Origin of the sequence: Streptococcus cristatus (assembly GCF_003944225.1) — a bacterium.
In the GTDB taxonomy this organism is placed as follows: domain Bacteria; phylum Bacillota; class Bacilli; order Lactobacillales; family Streptococcaceae; genus Streptococcus; species Streptococcus cristatus_K.
The window spans coordinates 350788-366528 of sequence record NZ_RJPN01000001.1; the positions used below are offsets into that span (position 1 = coordinate 350788).

Genomic DNA, 15741 nt, shown 5'->3' on the forward strand with positions numbered 1-15741 from the left:
CTTTCTTGATGAGGCAAATATTCTCATCAAATCTAAAAGTGAGATTGAATATATCAATCTTTCTCCTTCAAAAACTAGCTTTTATGTTAAAATAGAGATATCACATTGAGAAGAAAGAGAAAGGTTTATGTCGAGAAGGAAGAATAATTCTAACCAGCAGCCGGAATGGTTTAGCTGGATTTGGATACTTGCAATTATATTTGGTTCTGGAGTGGTAGCCAGCTATCTGATCCCCATTGCTATTTTGGGAGGTGTTGGCTACGGAATCTATCGCTACCAAAAGCAGAAAAGAGTTCGTATTGAAGCTAAACAAGCCAGCATTGGCCGCATTGAAGATTTAAAGGCAGAGATTGGTCAGGCTGACCGCCGTATTAAAGAATTAGAAAGCTACCAAGAATACGGCAAGAAGGAAGATTACCAAGATTTGGCCCTGCAAATTCTTCCCCAACTCACCTATATCAAAAACGTTGCTAAGGAATTGCGAGATGAAATTCCTGCATCTGTCTACCAGCGCATTCAGACTAAAATTACTACTGTAACCGAGGAAATTGATAAACAACTGCAAAAAATTGAACGAGAGAAAAGGCAGAAGGAAGCGCAGCCCAAGAAAACTAGCCTAGAAGAGCTAGCTCCAGAATTGGTCGCTACGGTTCGCAATATTCAGATTGACCACGAGGCCATTCTTCAAAAAATCTCTCAATCCGAAAGCAATAACAAGGAAGAGCTAACTGCCATTCATCAGTCCCAGATGGAGCACTACGAAGATATTTTAGAAGGCTACCTCAAAATCAAAGCCTCTCCCAAAGATTTTTACAATGCTGAGGAGCGGCTAGCCAAGGCCAAAGCAGCTATCGAGCAGTTTGACTTAGACCTAGACGAAGCGCTGCGTCAGTTAAATGAAGCTGATTTGAGGGACTTTGACATTAGCCTGCGCATCTTAGACAAAGAAAAGCAAACAGACACCGGCTTTTAAGCTAGATAAACCAAAGGAGAAACTATGAGCCAAGAATTTAATTTTGATATTGATAAAATTGCCAATAATGCTATCAGCAAAAGCGACAAAACAACAGAAATCATCGAAGCCAATACGACTCAAGAAAATGGCCAGCTAACTTTTCTAGAAAAGCTGACTCCTGAGCAACAGAGTGCGATTACTGCTAAAGCCCCTCAGCTTGTGGATAATTTTGTATCGGACCAAAATGCCTTGCTGGACTTTGGCCAATCTGCTGTAGAAGAAGTCAACGGCACCGTCAATCGTATCTTAGCCGAGCAGAAAAAATTGCAGATTCCTCAGGTAGATGAGCTCTTAAAAAACACTAACAAAGAACTCAATGGCTTTGTCGCAAAATACAAGGATGCTCAAGTAGCGGAACTAGACAAGAAGCCTAATTTCCTGGAAAAACTCTTCAAACAAAGCAAAAACACTCTTCAAGAATTCTATTTCGACTCACAAAATATTGAGCAGAAAATGGACGGCATGGCTGCAACAGTCGTCAAACAAGAAGATGTTCTGGCTCGCAATATTGTTTCTGCTGAAATGCTGATTGAGGACAATACCAAATCAATTGAAAACCTAGTCGGAGTTATTTCCTTTATCGAAGCTGCTCAGCAAGAATCTGGCAATCGAGCGCTGAACTTGCAGGCTGAAGTTGCTCAGCTAGATATGACAACCGTTGACTACCAAGTCAAATCGCAAGAATTAGCCCGAATGACAGAGGTGGTCAATACCTTAGAGCAGCAACACACTGAATATGTCAGCCGTCTCTATGTGGCTTGGGCAACCACTCCTCAAATGCGCAATCTGGTCAAGGTTTCCTCTGATATGCGCCAAAAACTTGGAATGCTCCGTCGCAATACCATTCCAACGATGAAACTGTCTATCGCCCAGTTAGGTATCCTCCAGCAATCCATGAAGTCTGGTCAAGTAGCTGACGCCATCTCTAATGCGAATAACGCTGCCCTGCAAATGCTCGCTGAGACCAGCAAGGAAGTCATTCCTCAGCTGGAACGGATTTCCCAAAGCCCTACTATCGCTGTTGAGTCTGTCACTAAGCTAGCAGAAAGCCTCGTCGCACAAAACCAAGGCATTATCGAAGCCATTGATAAAGGACGGGAAAAACGCGCTCTACTAGAAGCGGCTGTCATCCAATCCGCAGAAACCATCAACAACTCTGTCAAACTGCGTGATCAAAAGATTATCCAAGCCCTGCTGGATCAAGGCAAGGAAGCCCAGAAAGAATTAACTTCAGAATAAGCAAAAGAGCTATCCAGACTCTTTCAACTCGTAGACAAACGTCAAAACTGATGTTTGTCTTTTTGTATTTTTGGTCAAGAAGACAAAAATGCACTCAGCTCTTAGGGAGAATTGAGTGCATTTTTTGGAAAAGTATAATTCTTTACAGACTTTTGACTGCAGCAATGGCTGCATCATAATCTGGCTCGGTATTGATGTTGTCTACGTACTCAGCGTAGGTCACGGTGTTGTTTTCGTCTAAAACTAGGACTGCCCGAGCCAACAGGTGCCATTCATTGATGAGGACAGCATAGTCACGGCCAAAAGAATGGTCAAAGTAGTCTGATAGCATGACGGCATTTTCGATGCCTTCAGCAGTACACCATTTGCCTTGGGCGAAAGGTAGGTCAACTGAAACCGTGATAACAACGGTATTGTCCAAGTCAGAGAGTTCTTGATTGAAACGACGGGTCTGAGTTGAGCAAACGCCAGTATCGATAGACGGTACGATGCTTAGGACTTTCTTTTTGCCAGCAAAGTCAGCCAGAGTTTTCTTTGAAAGGTCAGTAGCTGTCAGGTTAAAATCATGGGCTGTGTCGCCGACTTGTAGTTGCTGACCTGTAAAGGTTACAGGATTTCCGAGAAAGGTTGTCATTAAAAATCTCCATTCATATTTTCTAGGATTATTTTACTGCTAATATGGATTTTTTTCTAGCAATTTGTCTGAAAAGACGGCACCCGAATTTGGATGCCGCCTTTTATATTAGAAAACTGAGAATCAATGTACATCTAGCGAATTTTTCGGTCTTATTTAGACAGACCTTCTGCGATCTTTTCTAAGTTGTATTTCATCATGTTGTAGTAGCTATCGCCTTCTTCGCCTTCTTCTGCAACAGAGTCAGTGAAGATTTTAGCGTAGATTGGGATATTAGTGTCTTTAGAAACAGTCTTCATCGGACGGTCGTCTACACTTGATTCCACAAAGAGAGATGGCACTTTCGTCTTGCGTAGTTTTTCAACCAAAGTTTTAATTTGGTCTGGAGTCCCTTCTTCTTCAGTGTTGATTTCCCAAATATAGGCAGATGGCACATTGTAGGCCTTAGAGAAGTACTTGAAGCAACCTTCGCTGGTTACAATCATTTTCTTTTCTTCAGGAATGTTGTTGAATTTCTCTTTGGCTTCCTTGTCCAAAGCGCTTAGTTTTTCCACATAAGCTTTAAGATTTTTCTCGTAAGTTTCTTTGTTAGCTGGGTCTTTTTCGCTCAAACGCTTAGCAATGTTTTGAGCATAGATGATCCCATTTTCCAAGTTGAGCCAAGCATGTGGGTCTTCCTTGCCCTTTTCATTTTGGCCTTCAAGATAAATGACATCAACGCCTTCGCTGACAGCGTAGTAGTCCTTGTTTTCTTTCTTCTTAGCATTCTCTACCAATTTTGTGAACCAAGCATTGCCGCCAGTTTCAAGGTTGATCCCATTGTAAAAAATGAGATCCGCTTGAGAAGTCTTTTTGACATCTTCAGGTAGCGGCTCGTATTCGTGCGGGTCTTGCCCAACAGGCACGATGCTATGCAAATCTATTTTATCGCCAGCTATATTTTTGGTAATATCAGCGATAATGGAATTGGTCGCAACAACCTTGAGCTTGGACGATCCGTCAGACGAGTTCTTTTGACTAGAGCAGGCAAAAAGAGTGCAGACTGCTAATAAAAGCAGTGATAAAAAACCTAATTTTTTCATAGGATTCCTCCATTAAATTTATTTTAGTTTAGGTCGATTTTTTAGTTTTAAATACCGCTGTTTTGGTGCGATAAAAAATGAAACCAAAAAGATCAGGGCAGAGGTTAGAACGATACTCGAACCTGCTGCAACATTAAAACTATAACCGATGAAGAGACCTAAAACAGATGCACCAGCCCCCAAGGCAGATGACAATAAAATCATGGTCTTGAGACTCTTGGCATAGAGATAGGCTGTCGCAGCTGGTGTAATCAACATGGCCACGATCAGAATCGTTCCGACACTTTGCATGGCTGTGACAGATACCAGAGTCAATAGAATCATCAGTAAATAGTGGTAAAAATTCACCTTCATTCCCATAGCTTGGGCTAAGAGCGGGTCAAAGGACGTCAGCAAAAGCTGCTTGAAGAACATAGTAATAACCAGCAGCACCAAAATACCCACGCCAATACTAATCCACATATCAAGGTCTTGTACCGCCAAGATATTCCCAAAGAGAATATGGAAGAGGTCGGTCGAACTCTTGGCAACGCTAATCAAAATGATCCCCAGAGCCAAGAAGGAAGAAAAAGTAATCCCGATAGCCGTGTCACTTTTGATAATAGAATTGCCCTTGATGTAAGTGATAATAATAGAAGCTAGTAAGCCAAAGGTAATGGCACCGATGAAGAAATTAATCCCCAAAATATAAGACAGGGCCACACCGGGCAGCACCGCGTGAGAGATGGCATCCCCCATGAGTGACATGCCCCGCAGAATGATAAAGCATCCAACGGCACCGGCCACCACTCCAATCACAATGGCTGTAATCAAAGCATTTTGCAGGAAATGAAAGTCATGTAAGCCTTGAATAAATTCCTGAATCATCCTAGGCACCTCCATTCATAAAGAGCTGAGAGCCGTAGGTCTGCTGCATATTTTCTTTGGTGAAGGTACTCTCGGTTGATCCGAAAGCGACGACTTTTTTGTTAAGTAGCAAGACCTGATCAAAATAAGCGACCACCTTGCTCAAGTCATGGTGGACAATCAAAATCGTCTTCCCGTCTTTTCTTAGCTGACGGAGTGTTTTCATAATAATCTCTTCGCTGACCGAGTCAATCCCAACAAAAGGCTCATCTAGGAAAATATAGTCCGCCTCCTGAACCAAGCAACGGGCAATCAAGACCCGTTGAAATTGCCCACCAGACAACTGGCTAATCTGCCGCTCAGCAAAATCTTCTAAACCAACGATTTTCAAAGCCCGAGCAACCTTTTCCCAGTCAGACACTTTGAGGCGTTGAAAGAGCTTGATCTTAGGATACAAACCTAGAGACACACACTCCTTAACCTTGATAGGAAAATTATAATCAATGTGAATTTTCTGCTCTACATAAGCAATCTTGCTTAATTCTTGCTTCATGGGTTTTCTGTCCAGAAAGGTCTGCCCCTCACTCTCAACAATTCCTAACATACCTTTTATAAGAGTCGATTTTCCAGCCCCGTTTGGTCCGATAATCCCTGTGATAGTCGGTCCTTTTATTGTCAAAGAAATTGGTTCTAAGGCCAGCTGACCTTGATAACTGACACTTAAATTTTTCATTTCAATCATTGTTATACCTCTTTTGTTTTAATATACATTAAAATGAAAATTAAGTCAAGTTAATTTTTAAAAAATCCTTAAAATCAATATAGGAAATATTTGAAAAAAAGAGCTAATTTTGATAAGGTTATATCAAAAGCATGAAAGTGAGAACAAGATGACACGTTTACAAGATGATTTTTATGATGCCATTAATGGTGAATGGGCCAAAACAGCGGTTATCCCAGATGATAAGCCTGTAACCGGCGGCTTCACAGATTTGTCAGATGAGATTGAAAAGCTGATGCTCTCCACTACTGATCAATGGCTGCGGGGTGAGGAAGTTCCTGACGATGCTATTTTGCAAAACTTTATCAAGTACCACCGTTTAGCAGCTGACTATGACAAGCGGGAAGAACTCGGTGTCAAGCCTGTTTTGCCTTTGATCGCGGAATACCAAGCGCTCAACTCCTTTGCAGAATTTACTACAAAGATTGCCGAGTTTGAGTTGGCTGGCAAGCCCAATTTCTTTCCCTTTGGTGTGGCGCCTGACTTTATGGACGCCCGTATCAATGTCCTCTGGGCAGATGCACCAGGTACTATTCTCCCAGACACAACCTACTATGCTGATGGGCATCCTCAAAAGGATAAGCTCTTGAAAAAATGGCGCGAATCTTCCGAAGCTTTGCTGCAAAAATTCGAATTTTCAGCAGAAGAAATCCAAGACTTGCTGGATAAAGTTTTAGAACTGGATGCTCGAATTGCCAAAGTCGTTCTGTCACGTGAGGAAAGTTCAGAATATGCCAAGCTTTACCACCCTTACAAGTGGGAAGATTTCAAAGCCTTAGCACCGAATCTACCTTTAGATGCGATCTTCACCCAACTCATCGGGCAAATTCCTGACCAGATTATCGTACCTGAGGAGCGTTTCTGGCAAGCTGCTGACCAATTCTACTGCGAAGAAGCTTGGCCCTTGCTCAAGGCCGTGCTTATCTTTAATGCTATCGCGTCAGCTGAAGCCTACTTGACTGACGAAATCCGTGTCCTAGCAGGCGCTTACCGTCGCGCCCTATCTGGAACACCTCAGGCGCAAGACAAGAAAAAAGCTGCCTTTTACCTAGCTCAAGCGCCTTTCAATCAAGCCATCGGACTCTGGTATGCTGGACAAAAATTCTCCCCAAAGGCCAAGGCCGATGTGGAGCAAAAAGTAGCCAACATGATCCAAGTCTACAAGGAGCGCCTCGCAAGCAATGACTGGCTAACACCAGAAACTCGGGACAAGGCCATTGTCAAACTCAATGTCATCAAGCCTTATATCGGCTACCCAGAGGAGCTGCCTGAGCGCTACGCAGACAAGATTGTGGATGAAAATCTCAGCCTCTTCGAAAATGCCCAAAAACTGCGACAAGTGGAAATTAAGTATGGTTGGAGCAAGTGGAACCAGCCAGTGGATTACAAAGAATGGGGAATGCCAGCCCATATGGTCAATGCCTACTACAATCCTCAGAAAAACCTGATTGTCTTTCCAGCGGCTATCCTGCAGGCACCTTTCTATGACCTGCACCAGTCTTCTTCAGCCAATTATGGCGGAATCGGAGCGGTTATTGCCCATGAGATTTCCCATGCTTTTGATACCAACGGAGCTTCCTTTGATGAAAACGGCAGCCTCAACAACTGGTGGACGGAGCATGACTACCAAGCCTTTACTGAGCGGACTCAGAAAGTCATTGACCAGTTCGAAGGTCTAGATTCCTACGGTGCCAAGGTCAATGGCAAGCTGACTGTTTCAGAAAATGTAGCGGACTTGGGCGGTATTGCAGCAGCTCTTGAAGCAGCCAAGAAAGAAGACGATTTCTCTGCGGAGGAATTCTTCACCAACTTAGCCCGCATCTGGCGGATGAAGGGGCGCGAAGAGTACATGAAGCTTCTAGCCAGCGTCGATGTCCATGCGCCAGCTAAACTTCGTACCAATGTCCAACTGCCTAACTTTGACGACTTCTTTACGACCTTTGATGTCCAAGAAGGAGACGGCATGTGGCGGAGCCCAGAAGAGCGCGTAGTGATTTGGTAACAACTTCAATAATATTTAATCAATCAAAAAACCTGCTCAGGAAGGGCATTAAAGCCTTCCCGAACAGGTTTTTATAGTTCTTTGATTTCTTTCATATAGCCGGCCGTGATGATACCAGCAGGCAGAGCCACAATGGCGATTCCTAAAAAGGAAGAAATCATGGTAATAATTTTTCCGGTCGTTGAAACTGCGTAAATATCACCATAGCCAACCGTCGTCAGGGAAATGGTTGCCCAGTAGAGAGCGTCAAAAAAATTAGGAAATGTACTAGGCTCGACATTAAAAATGATAAGGGCAGAAATGAAGATATAGCCGAGAGCCAAAAGACCCACGATCATCAAACTGTCCTTCTGCTTTTTTAAGACATTGGTCAATATTTGGATATTTTTAGAATAGCGAATAAACTTGAAGACGCGCAAGATCCGAAGCATGCGCAAAATCTTAAAGAGCCGCAAACTATTATTCAACAAAAAGAGGGATGGCAAAATGCAGAGCAAGTCAGCCAGCGCCAGAAAGGTAAATGGATAGAGGAAAAAAGAAAACTTCCCCTTTTCCAATTTATAATCAGCCGTTAGAAGCCGAAGAATGTAGTCAATAATAAAAATAATCGTTGACACAAAATCCAACCACACGAAGCTTCCAGTGTGACTCTTGGTGGTCAGGGGGATCAGGCTGACAATAATAGTCAGGAACATAAGCACATCATAGGCTTTTTCAATCGCATTTTCCTTTTGATGGGGCTCAATAATCTGAAATAAAGTCTTCCTTGTCATCCTCAACCTCACTTTTTTAAACTTGCTTTCATTCTATCTGTTTTTAAAAATAAGTCAAGGTCGATCCGCAAAGATTTTCTTCATTCTCCTTCGTCGGTTGCTTTCAAAATCCCTTGAAAATGGTATAATAGATAGAAACGTGTCTAGAACACGGAAAAGATCGTTGGAGAGTAGATGATTATGGCAACTTACAATCACAAAGAAATCGAGCCCAAGTGGCAGAAATACTGGGCTGAGCACCATACATTCAAGACAGGTACGGACAAGGACAAGCCTAACTTTTATGCACTGGATATGTTTCCTTATCCATCAGGAGCTGGTCTGCACGTAGGACACCCTGAAGGCTACACAGCGACGGATATCCTCAGTCGTTACAAGCGCGCCCAAGGCTACAATGTCCTTCACCCAATGGGCTGGGATGCCTTTGGTCTACCGGCTGAGCAATATGCCATGGATACAGGAAATGACCCAGCTGACTTTACAGCAGAAAACATTGCCAACTTCAAACGCCAAATCAATGCGCTTGGTTTTTCTTACGACTGGGATCGGGAAGTTAACACGACTGACCCTAACTACTACAAGTGGACCCAGTGGATTTTCACCAAGCTTTATGAAAAAGGCCTGGCTTATGAAGCTGAAGTGCCAGTAAACTGGGTGGAAGAGCTGGGAACGGCTATCGCCAATGAGGAAGTCCTGCCAGACGGCACTTCTGAGCGCGGTGGTTATCCAGTCGTCCGCAAGCCTATGCGTCAGTGGATGCTGAAAATCACAGCCTATGCAGAGCGTTTGCTCAATGATTTAGAAGAGCTGGACTGGCCTGAGTCTATCAAGGACATGCAGCGCAACTGGATCGGTAAATCAACCGGTGCTAATGTAACCTTCAAGATTAAGGACACAGACAAGGACTTCACCGTCTTTACGACTCGTCCGGACACTCTTTTTGGTGCGACCTATGCTGTTTTGGCTCCGGAGCATACTCTCGTTGATGCCATTACGAGTGCAGAGCAAGCTCAAGCAGTAGCAGATTACAAACACGCAGCCAGCCTCAAATCCGATCTAGCGCGGACTGATCTAGCTAAGGATAAGACCGGTGTCTGGACAGGAGCTTATGCCATCAATCCTGTCAATGGCAAGGAAATCCCAATCTGGATTGCCGACTATGTGCTTGCAAGCTACGGAACAGGGGCTATCATGGCCGTTCCTGCGCATGACGAGCGCGACTGGGAGTTTGCTAAGCAGTTTGATTTAGAGATTATTCCGGTTCTAGAGGGTGGCAATGTTGCTGAGGCTGCTTATACAGAAGACGGTCCGCACATTAACTCGGGCTTCCTAGATGGCTTGGACAAGGCTGCCGCTATCGAAAAGATGGTTGCTTGGCTGGAAGCGGAAGGTGTCGGAAATGAAAAAGTCACCTATCGCCTGCGCGACTGGCTCTTTAGTCGTCAGCGCTACTGGGGTGAGCCTATTCCAATCATTCATTGGGAAGATGGCACTTCAACAGCTGTCCCTGAAAATGAACTGCCACTTGTCTTGCCTGTAACCAAGGATATCCGTCCTTCTGGTACCGGTGAAAGCCCTCTGGCCAATCTGACTGACTGGCTGGAAGTGACTCGCGAAGACGGTGTCAAAGGACGCCGTGAAACCAACACCATGCCTCAATGGGCAGGTTCTAGCTGGTATTACCTGCGTTACATCGACCCGCACAACAATGAGAAATTAGCAGACGAAGAGCTGCTCAAGGCTTGGCTGCCAGTTGATATTTACATCGGTGGTGCAGAGCACGCTGTGCTCCATCTTCTCTACGCTCGCTTCTGGCATAAATTCCTCTATGATATCGGAGTGGTGCCAACCAAAGAGCCTTTCCAAAAACTCTTTAATCAAGGGATGATCTTGGGAACAAGCTACCGTGATCACCGTGGAGCCCTTGTGGCAACTGACAAGGTGGAAAAACGCGACGGTTCTTTCTTCAATATCGAAACGGGAGAAGAACTGGAACAGGCACCTGCTAAGATGTCTAAATCTCTCAAGAATGTGGTCAACCCAGACGATGTGGTGGAGCAATACGGTGCCGATACCCTTCGTGTCTATGAAATGTTCATGGGGCCACTGGATGCTTCCATTGCTTGGTCAGAAGAAGGTCTTGAAGGAAGCCGTAAGTTCCTGGATCGTGTTTACCGCTTGATGACAAGCAAAGAAATCGTTGCGGAAAATAGCGGAGCTCTTGACAAGGTCTATAATGAAACAGTCAAGGCTGTCACAGAGCAGATTGAGGAGCTCAAATTTAACACAGCCATTGCCCAGCTCATGATCTTTGTCAATGCAGCCAACAAGGAAGAAAAGCTCCATGTCGAATATGCCAAAGGCTTTATCCAATTGCTGGCGCCTTTTGCACCGCACTTGGCTGAAGAACTCTGGCAGGCAGTCGCTCAAACTGGCGAGAGCATTTCCTATGTAGCTTGGCCAACTTATGATGAAAGTAAACTGGTCGAGGCAGAGGTCGAAATCGTAGTTCAAATCAAGGGTAAAGTTCGTGCTAAGCTAGTCGTAGCCAAAGACCTGAGCCGTGAGGAACTGCAGGAAATCGCTCTGGCAGATGAGAAAATCAAATCCGAAATCGCCGGCAAAGAAATCGTGAAAGTCATTAGTGTGCCAAATAAACTGGTTAATATTGTGGTGAAATAATTGTAGACTATAGTTGATTAAAAAAAAGAAACAGTTTTTTTGTTCACTTTTTAGGAGGGATTTATGATGAATCAAAGTCATAAGAAGATTGTTGATGGATATTCTGTTTCACGGGGGAGTTATGAAGATTGCTTAAATTATGTAGAGAATACTGTAAAGAATATTATTAAAAGTCAATCTATTAACGTTCATGAAATAATTGGGAGAGTAAAAACTGTAGAGTCTCTTGAAGGCAAAGTAAAAAGGAAAAATTATTCTAATTTAGCTGAGATTACCGATTTATGCGGTATTCGTATCATAACGTACTTTAGTGATGATGTTGATAAAATAGCTGAGTTAATAAGTCAAGAATTCGAGGTTGATGTAGAGAATACTATTGATAAACGTAAAAGTGAGGATCCAACAAAATTTGGTTATGTTTCACTTCATTATGTGGTGGGTTTAAAAGCAGAGAACACTTCACCTACTTTATATGGTAGATTTAAGAATATAAAATTAGAGATACAAATTAGGACAGTTATGCAGCATGCCTGGGCTGAAATTGAACATGATTTGGGATATAAAAGTAAGGAAGATATACCTGATCAATATAGAAGACAATTCTCCAGATTGGCGGGATTAATTGAATTGGCCGATGATAATTTTTTACAGTTAAAAAATAATATTAATAACTATGAGCAGGAGATAAGGGAAAAATTACCTACTTCAAAAAAAGAATTACCGATAGATAGCAGTACGCTTATGACTTATGTAACAGAAGATCAAAATTACATTGAACTACTGAATACGATTAAATCGTTAGATGTGGATATAGATTTTAATATTAATAGTTCTTTTCTATCTACGGTAGTTCAGAGGGTGAAAAAATTGGGTTTGAAGACTATAGGAGATATAGATGAATTATTAGAAAGATATAAGGATATCTTTTTAAGGATATCGGCAATTGAGATGGATATTATACATTATACGAGTATGTCGGTATTGGCTCCATTATTACATATTACTAGTGTGTTAGAATCAGTTAATAGGATCGATATTTCTGATGAAGAATTTATGAAAGTTTCGAATGATCAATTTTCAGATGTATTTGATATATCGTACCCAATTGATGTATATGAAGGTTAAAAAGTAATTTTTTAAATATGAAAAGTGGTGCTTTTCGTTTGGATAGGTTACAGAAATTGTAGTATAACTCTTTCTAAAGTTGTACTGACCCCAAAAAGTTAGACAATCAATTTATCCAAAGAATTTAGTTCTGTATTGCACAGGGCTAAGTCCTTTTGATATAAACTCTCCTTAATTGGACTTACTGTCATCTATCTCGTAAAACAGTTTATCTCAATTTAAAAGAAGAGCTATTCAGACCAGCATAACAAAAAAAGATTGAAAAGAAATGATTTCTCTTCAATCTTTTTTTGTTATAAACTTAGATTAGTTTTGGCCAAGAGCAGCTGCCATTGTTGCTGCAACTTCTGATTCGAAGTCGTTAGCTGCTTTTTCAATACCTTCACCAACTTCAAAGCGAACAAACTCAACTACTGAAGCATTCACTGATTCAAGGTAAGCTTCAACTGTCTTGCTGTCATCCATGATGTACACTTGTGCAAGAAGTGTGTAAGCTTGGTCAACTTTAGTATTGTCAAGCAAGAAGCGATCCATTTTACCTGGGATGATTTTGTCCCAGATTTTTTCTGGTTTACCTTCAGCAGCCAACTCAGCTTTGATGTCAGCTTCAGCTTGTGCAATCACTTCGTCAGTCAACTGAGCTTTTGAACCATATTTCAAGTGTGGAAGTGCTGGCTTGTCAACCATAGCGCGGCTTTCATTGTCTTGATCGATAGCATGGTTCAATTGTGCCAATTCATCTTTAACAAATTGCTCATCCAATTCTTTGTATGAAAGAACAGTTGGTTTCATCGCAGCGATATGCATAGAAATTTGTTTCGCAAGAGCGTCATCGCCACCGTCAATCACTGAAACAACACCGATACGGCCACCGTTGTGTTGGTAAGCACCGAAGTGTTGAGCATCAGTCTTTTCAACCAAAGCAAAACGACGGAATGAGATTTTTTCTCCGATAGTCGCAGTTGCAGATACGTATGCAGCTTCAAGAGTTTCACCTGAAGGCATTGTCAATGCAAATGCTTCTTCGTTGTTAGCTGGCTTGCCTTCTGCGATAACTTTTGCAGTAGCATTTACCAATTCAACGAATTGAGCATTTTTCGCAACAAAGTCAGTTTCAGCGTTGACTTCAACGATAGCTGCAACGTTACCATCCACGTAAACGCCTGTCAAACCTTCAGCGGCAACACGGTCAGCCTTCTTAGCTGCTTTTGCCATACCTTTTTCGCGAAGCAATTCAATCGCTTTTTCGATGTCACCATCTGTTTCAACCAATGCTTTCTTAGCGTCCATGACACCAGCACCAGATTTTTCGCGCAATTCTTTTACAAGCTTAGCTGTAATTTCTGCCATTTTTCTTCTCCTATGTTTACTATTTTTAAATAAAGGGGCCGGGCTGAGCCCCGCCCCTTTAGGTTAATTGACTTATGAAAATTATGCGTTGTCGCCTTCTACAACTTCAACGATTTCTTCGATTGAGTCTGCTTGAGTTTCAGTTGCAGCAAATTCTGCTTCAACAGTCGCTACAGCGTCCTCACCTTGACGGCCTTCGATAACAGCATCAGCCATTTTCGCAGTGATCAATTTAACGGCACGGATAGCGTCGTCGTTAGCAGGGATAATCACATCGATATCGTCTGGATCAGTGTTTGTGTCAACCATCGCAACTACTGGAATACCAAGTTTCTTAGCTTCCTTAACAGCGATTTGCTCTTTATGAGGGTCAACGATGTACATTACATCTGGGATGCGAGGCATATCTTCGATACCACCCAAGAATTTTTCAAGACGAGCACGTTGTTTGTTCAAAAGTGCTACTTCTTTCTTAGGAAGAACTTCGAAGATTCCTTCTTCTTCCATACGTTTGATTTCTTTCAAACGAGCAACACGTTTTTGGATAGTTGTCCAGTTTGTAAGAGTTCCACCCAACCAACGGTGGTTGATGTAGTATTGACCAGCACGTTCTGCTTCTTCTTTTACAGCTTCAGCAGCTTGCTTTTTAGTACCAACAAACAAGATAACTGCATCGTTTGCAGCTGCATCACGCATGAAGTCATAAGCTTGATCTGCGTATTTTACAGTTTGTTGAAGGTCGATAACGTGGATACCGTTACGCTCAGTGAAGATGTACTTAGCCATCTTAGGGTTCCAGCGACGAGTTTGGTGACCAAAGTGAACACCAGCCTCAAGAAGTTGTTTCATTGAAATTACTGCCATGAGTAAATTCTCCTTTTTGTTTTTTTCCTCTTTTAGATTTCAGCTCGCAGAGCTACCAATCGGCAACGGCTCCACAATTCATCTAAAATGAGTATTTCTACCGTTTAAACGGCATCTACTATCATATCAAATTTTCTAGCTTTTGACAAGTATTTGGGCAGTATTTTCTCGCTTTGATTCAGCCCATCTGCTAGCCATCCTTCAAGAAATTCTCACTTAAGTCGGGTCAGGCTCTTGACGAACAGGCCATTTTAAGGTAGAATAGTAAGAGTTGTGGCGGTATAGCCAAGTGGTAAGGCACGGCTCTGCAAAAGCTTGATCGTCGGTTCAAATCCGTCTACCGCCTTTTTTATCGGTTCAAATCCGACTTTATACTAAGCAAGAGGCTGGGACAAAAGTCCTAGCCTCTCAATTGTCTTTGGATTGTCGAGCAAGACGCAGTGGTTGAGTGGTCTCTACTACGCTGATTTCATCAGCTTTTACAACCCTACTCAACTGTGCGGAGGTGGGACGACGAAATCGAATTCTAACGAATTACCGATTTCTGTCCCACTCTCTTTTTTGTTTGTATTTTTTACGTCACTGCTCAAGTTTAATGAATTGCAATGATACCAGAATGACCAGCTTTTATCTAATACCTCAGCGCTGCTAACAAAAAAGAGCGGAAAATGCTTTCCGACTCCTTTTCATGCATTCAAAAATTATAATTCAGTAATTTGGCTGAGGTTGACTTCGGCAACCGTGTCATTTCCAAACATAGAGATAATCATCTTGACCTTATTATTGTCAATTTCCGTGATTTTGCCAGTATAGTTAGCAAAGGCACCGTCAATGATGCGAACTGTATCGCCCACCTTGACATCCAAGTCAAACTCTTGAACCGTTTGTCCCATAGAAATCAGAATGCTACGGATTTCTTCTTCCAAGAGCGGAGTTGGTTTCGAACGGTTTCCGTGTGAACCCACAAATCCAGTTACGTTTGGTGTATTCCGCACGACAAACCAAGCTTCGTCCGTCATGACCATCTCAACCAATACATAACCTGGGAAGCGGTTTTCTTCGACTTCCTTGCTCTTGCCGTTTTTCTCGACTTGCACGGTCTGAGTTGGAATTTCCACGCGCAGGATATTTTCCAGCATATTATAGGTCTGGGCACGTTGCAAGAGATTTTCCTTTACCTTATTTTCATAGCCTGAATAGGTTTGCAGTACAAACCAGCCTTTATCAAAACTGTCCATGTTTTGTCCTTTCCTAAATAAAAAAGCCTAGGGCTTCTGCTTGATATCTAGCCTTATTATACCATAAAATCTAAAATTACAAAGCATTTTGGTAAATATTTTACAGACAA

General features: G+C 42.5%; 13 protein-coding genes and 1 tRNA gene. 6 read left to right on the top strand and 8 right to left on the bottom strand.

Annotated features, from left to right (window positions below):
• Nucleotides 1-127 precede the first annotated feature (127 nt).
• Both D8797_RS01900 and D8797_RS01905 read left to right on the top strand, forming a co-directional pair.
• On the top strand, nt 128-973 hold the full coding sequence (locus D8797_RS01900) for a hypothetical protein (RefSeq protein WP_125379039.1): 846 nt from the start codon (nt 128-130) through the stop codon (nt 971-973).
• Between the two features lie 24 nt (nt 974-997).
• Entirely contained in the window at nt 998-2254 is a 1257-nt protein-coding gene (locus D8797_RS01905) for a toxic anion resistance protein (protein WP_125379040.1), read from the top strand.
• A 142-nt stretch (nt 2255-2396) separates the two neighbouring features.
• On the opposite strand, the gene tpx is transcribed toward D8797_RS01905, so the two are convergent.
• The 4 genes from tpx to D8797_RS01925 all read right to left on the bottom strand — a co-directional run bounded on the left by tpx (nt 2397) and on the right by D8797_RS01925 (nt 5558).
• Nucleotides 2397-2888, bottom strand: coding sequence for a thiol peroxidase (tpx, locus tag D8797_RS01910; protein ID WP_125379041.1), 492 nt, complete (start codon nt 2886-2888; stop codon nt 2397-2399).
• Between the two features lie 152 nt (nt 2889-3040).
• A complete protein-coding gene (gene scbA / locus D8797_RS01915; protein WP_125379042.1) occupies nt 3041-3970 on the bottom strand; it encodes a metal ABC transporter substrate-binding lipoprotein/adhesin ScbA in 930 nt (309 codons plus the stop codon).
• 18 nt (nt 3971-3988) lie between these two features.
• Nucleotides 3989-4837: a metal ABC transporter permease gene (locus D8797_RS01920; protein WP_312023856.1), complete on the bottom strand. Its 849-nt coding sequence runs from the start codon at nt 4835-4837 to the stop codon at nt 3989-3991.
• Between the two features lies 1 nt (nt 4838).
• Entirely contained in the window at nt 4839-5558 is a 720-nt protein-coding gene (locus D8797_RS01925) for a metal ABC transporter ATP-binding protein (protein WP_125379044.1), read from the bottom strand.
• Nucleotides 5559-5706: 148 nt separating this feature from the next.
• Between D8797_RS01925 and D8797_RS01930 the strand changes: the two genes are divergently transcribed.
• Nucleotides 5707-7599 (top strand): M13 family metallopeptidase, encoded by a 1893-nt coding sequence (locus tag D8797_RS01930; RefSeq protein ID WP_125379045.1) that lies wholly within the window; start codon nt 5707-5709, stop codon nt 7597-7599.
• A 71-nt stretch (nt 7600-7670) separates the two neighbouring features.
• Here the strand turns inward: D8797_RS01930 and D8797_RS01935 are convergent, their stop codons facing one another.
• Complete coding sequence (locus tag D8797_RS01935; RefSeq protein WP_125379046.1) at nt 7671-8372, bottom strand: ion transporter; 702 nt, start codon at nt 8370-8372, stop codon at nt 7671-7673.
• Nucleotides 8373-8552: 180 nt separating this feature from the next.
• Between D8797_RS01935 and leuS the strand changes: the two genes are divergently transcribed.
• Nucleotides 8553-11054, top strand: coding sequence for a leucine--tRNA ligase (gene leuS / locus D8797_RS01940; RefSeq protein WP_125379201.1), 2502 nt, complete (start codon nt 8553-8555; stop codon nt 11052-11054).
• A gap of 63 nt (nt 11055-11117) precedes the next feature.
• Entirely contained in the window at nt 11118-12179 is a 1062-nt protein-coding gene (locus D8797_RS01945; protein ID WP_125379047.1) for a GTP pyrophosphokinase, read from the top strand.
• Nucleotides 12180-12485: 306 nt separating this feature from the next.
• Here D8797_RS01945 and tsf read toward each other — a convergent pair whose 3' ends face one another.
• A complete protein-coding gene (gene tsf / locus D8797_RS01950; RefSeq protein ID WP_005591546.1) occupies nt 12486-13529 on the bottom strand; it encodes a translation elongation factor Ts in 1044 nt (347 codons plus the stop codon).
• An 81-nt stretch (nt 13530-13610) separates the two neighbouring features.
• The gene (gene rpsB / locus D8797_RS01955; protein WP_015605907.1) at nt 13611-14393 is read right to left on the bottom strand and encodes a 30S ribosomal protein S2; all 783 of its coding nucleotides are present in this window, start codon (nt 14391-14393) and stop codon (nt 13611-13613) included.
• A gap of 275 nt (nt 14394-14668) precedes the next feature.
• Between rpsB and D8797_RS01960 the strand changes: the two genes are divergently transcribed.
• A tRNA-Cys gene (locus D8797_RS01960) sits at nt 14669-14739 on the top strand.
• A 355-nt stretch (nt 14740-15094) separates the two neighbouring features.
• Here D8797_RS01960 and nusG read toward each other — a convergent pair.
• A complete protein-coding gene (gene nusG / locus D8797_RS01965) occupies nt 15095-15631 on the bottom strand; it encodes a transcription termination/antitermination protein NusG (RefSeq protein ID WP_125379048.1) in 537 nt (178 codons plus the stop codon).
• Between the last annotated feature and the right edge of the window lie 110 nt (nt 15632-15741).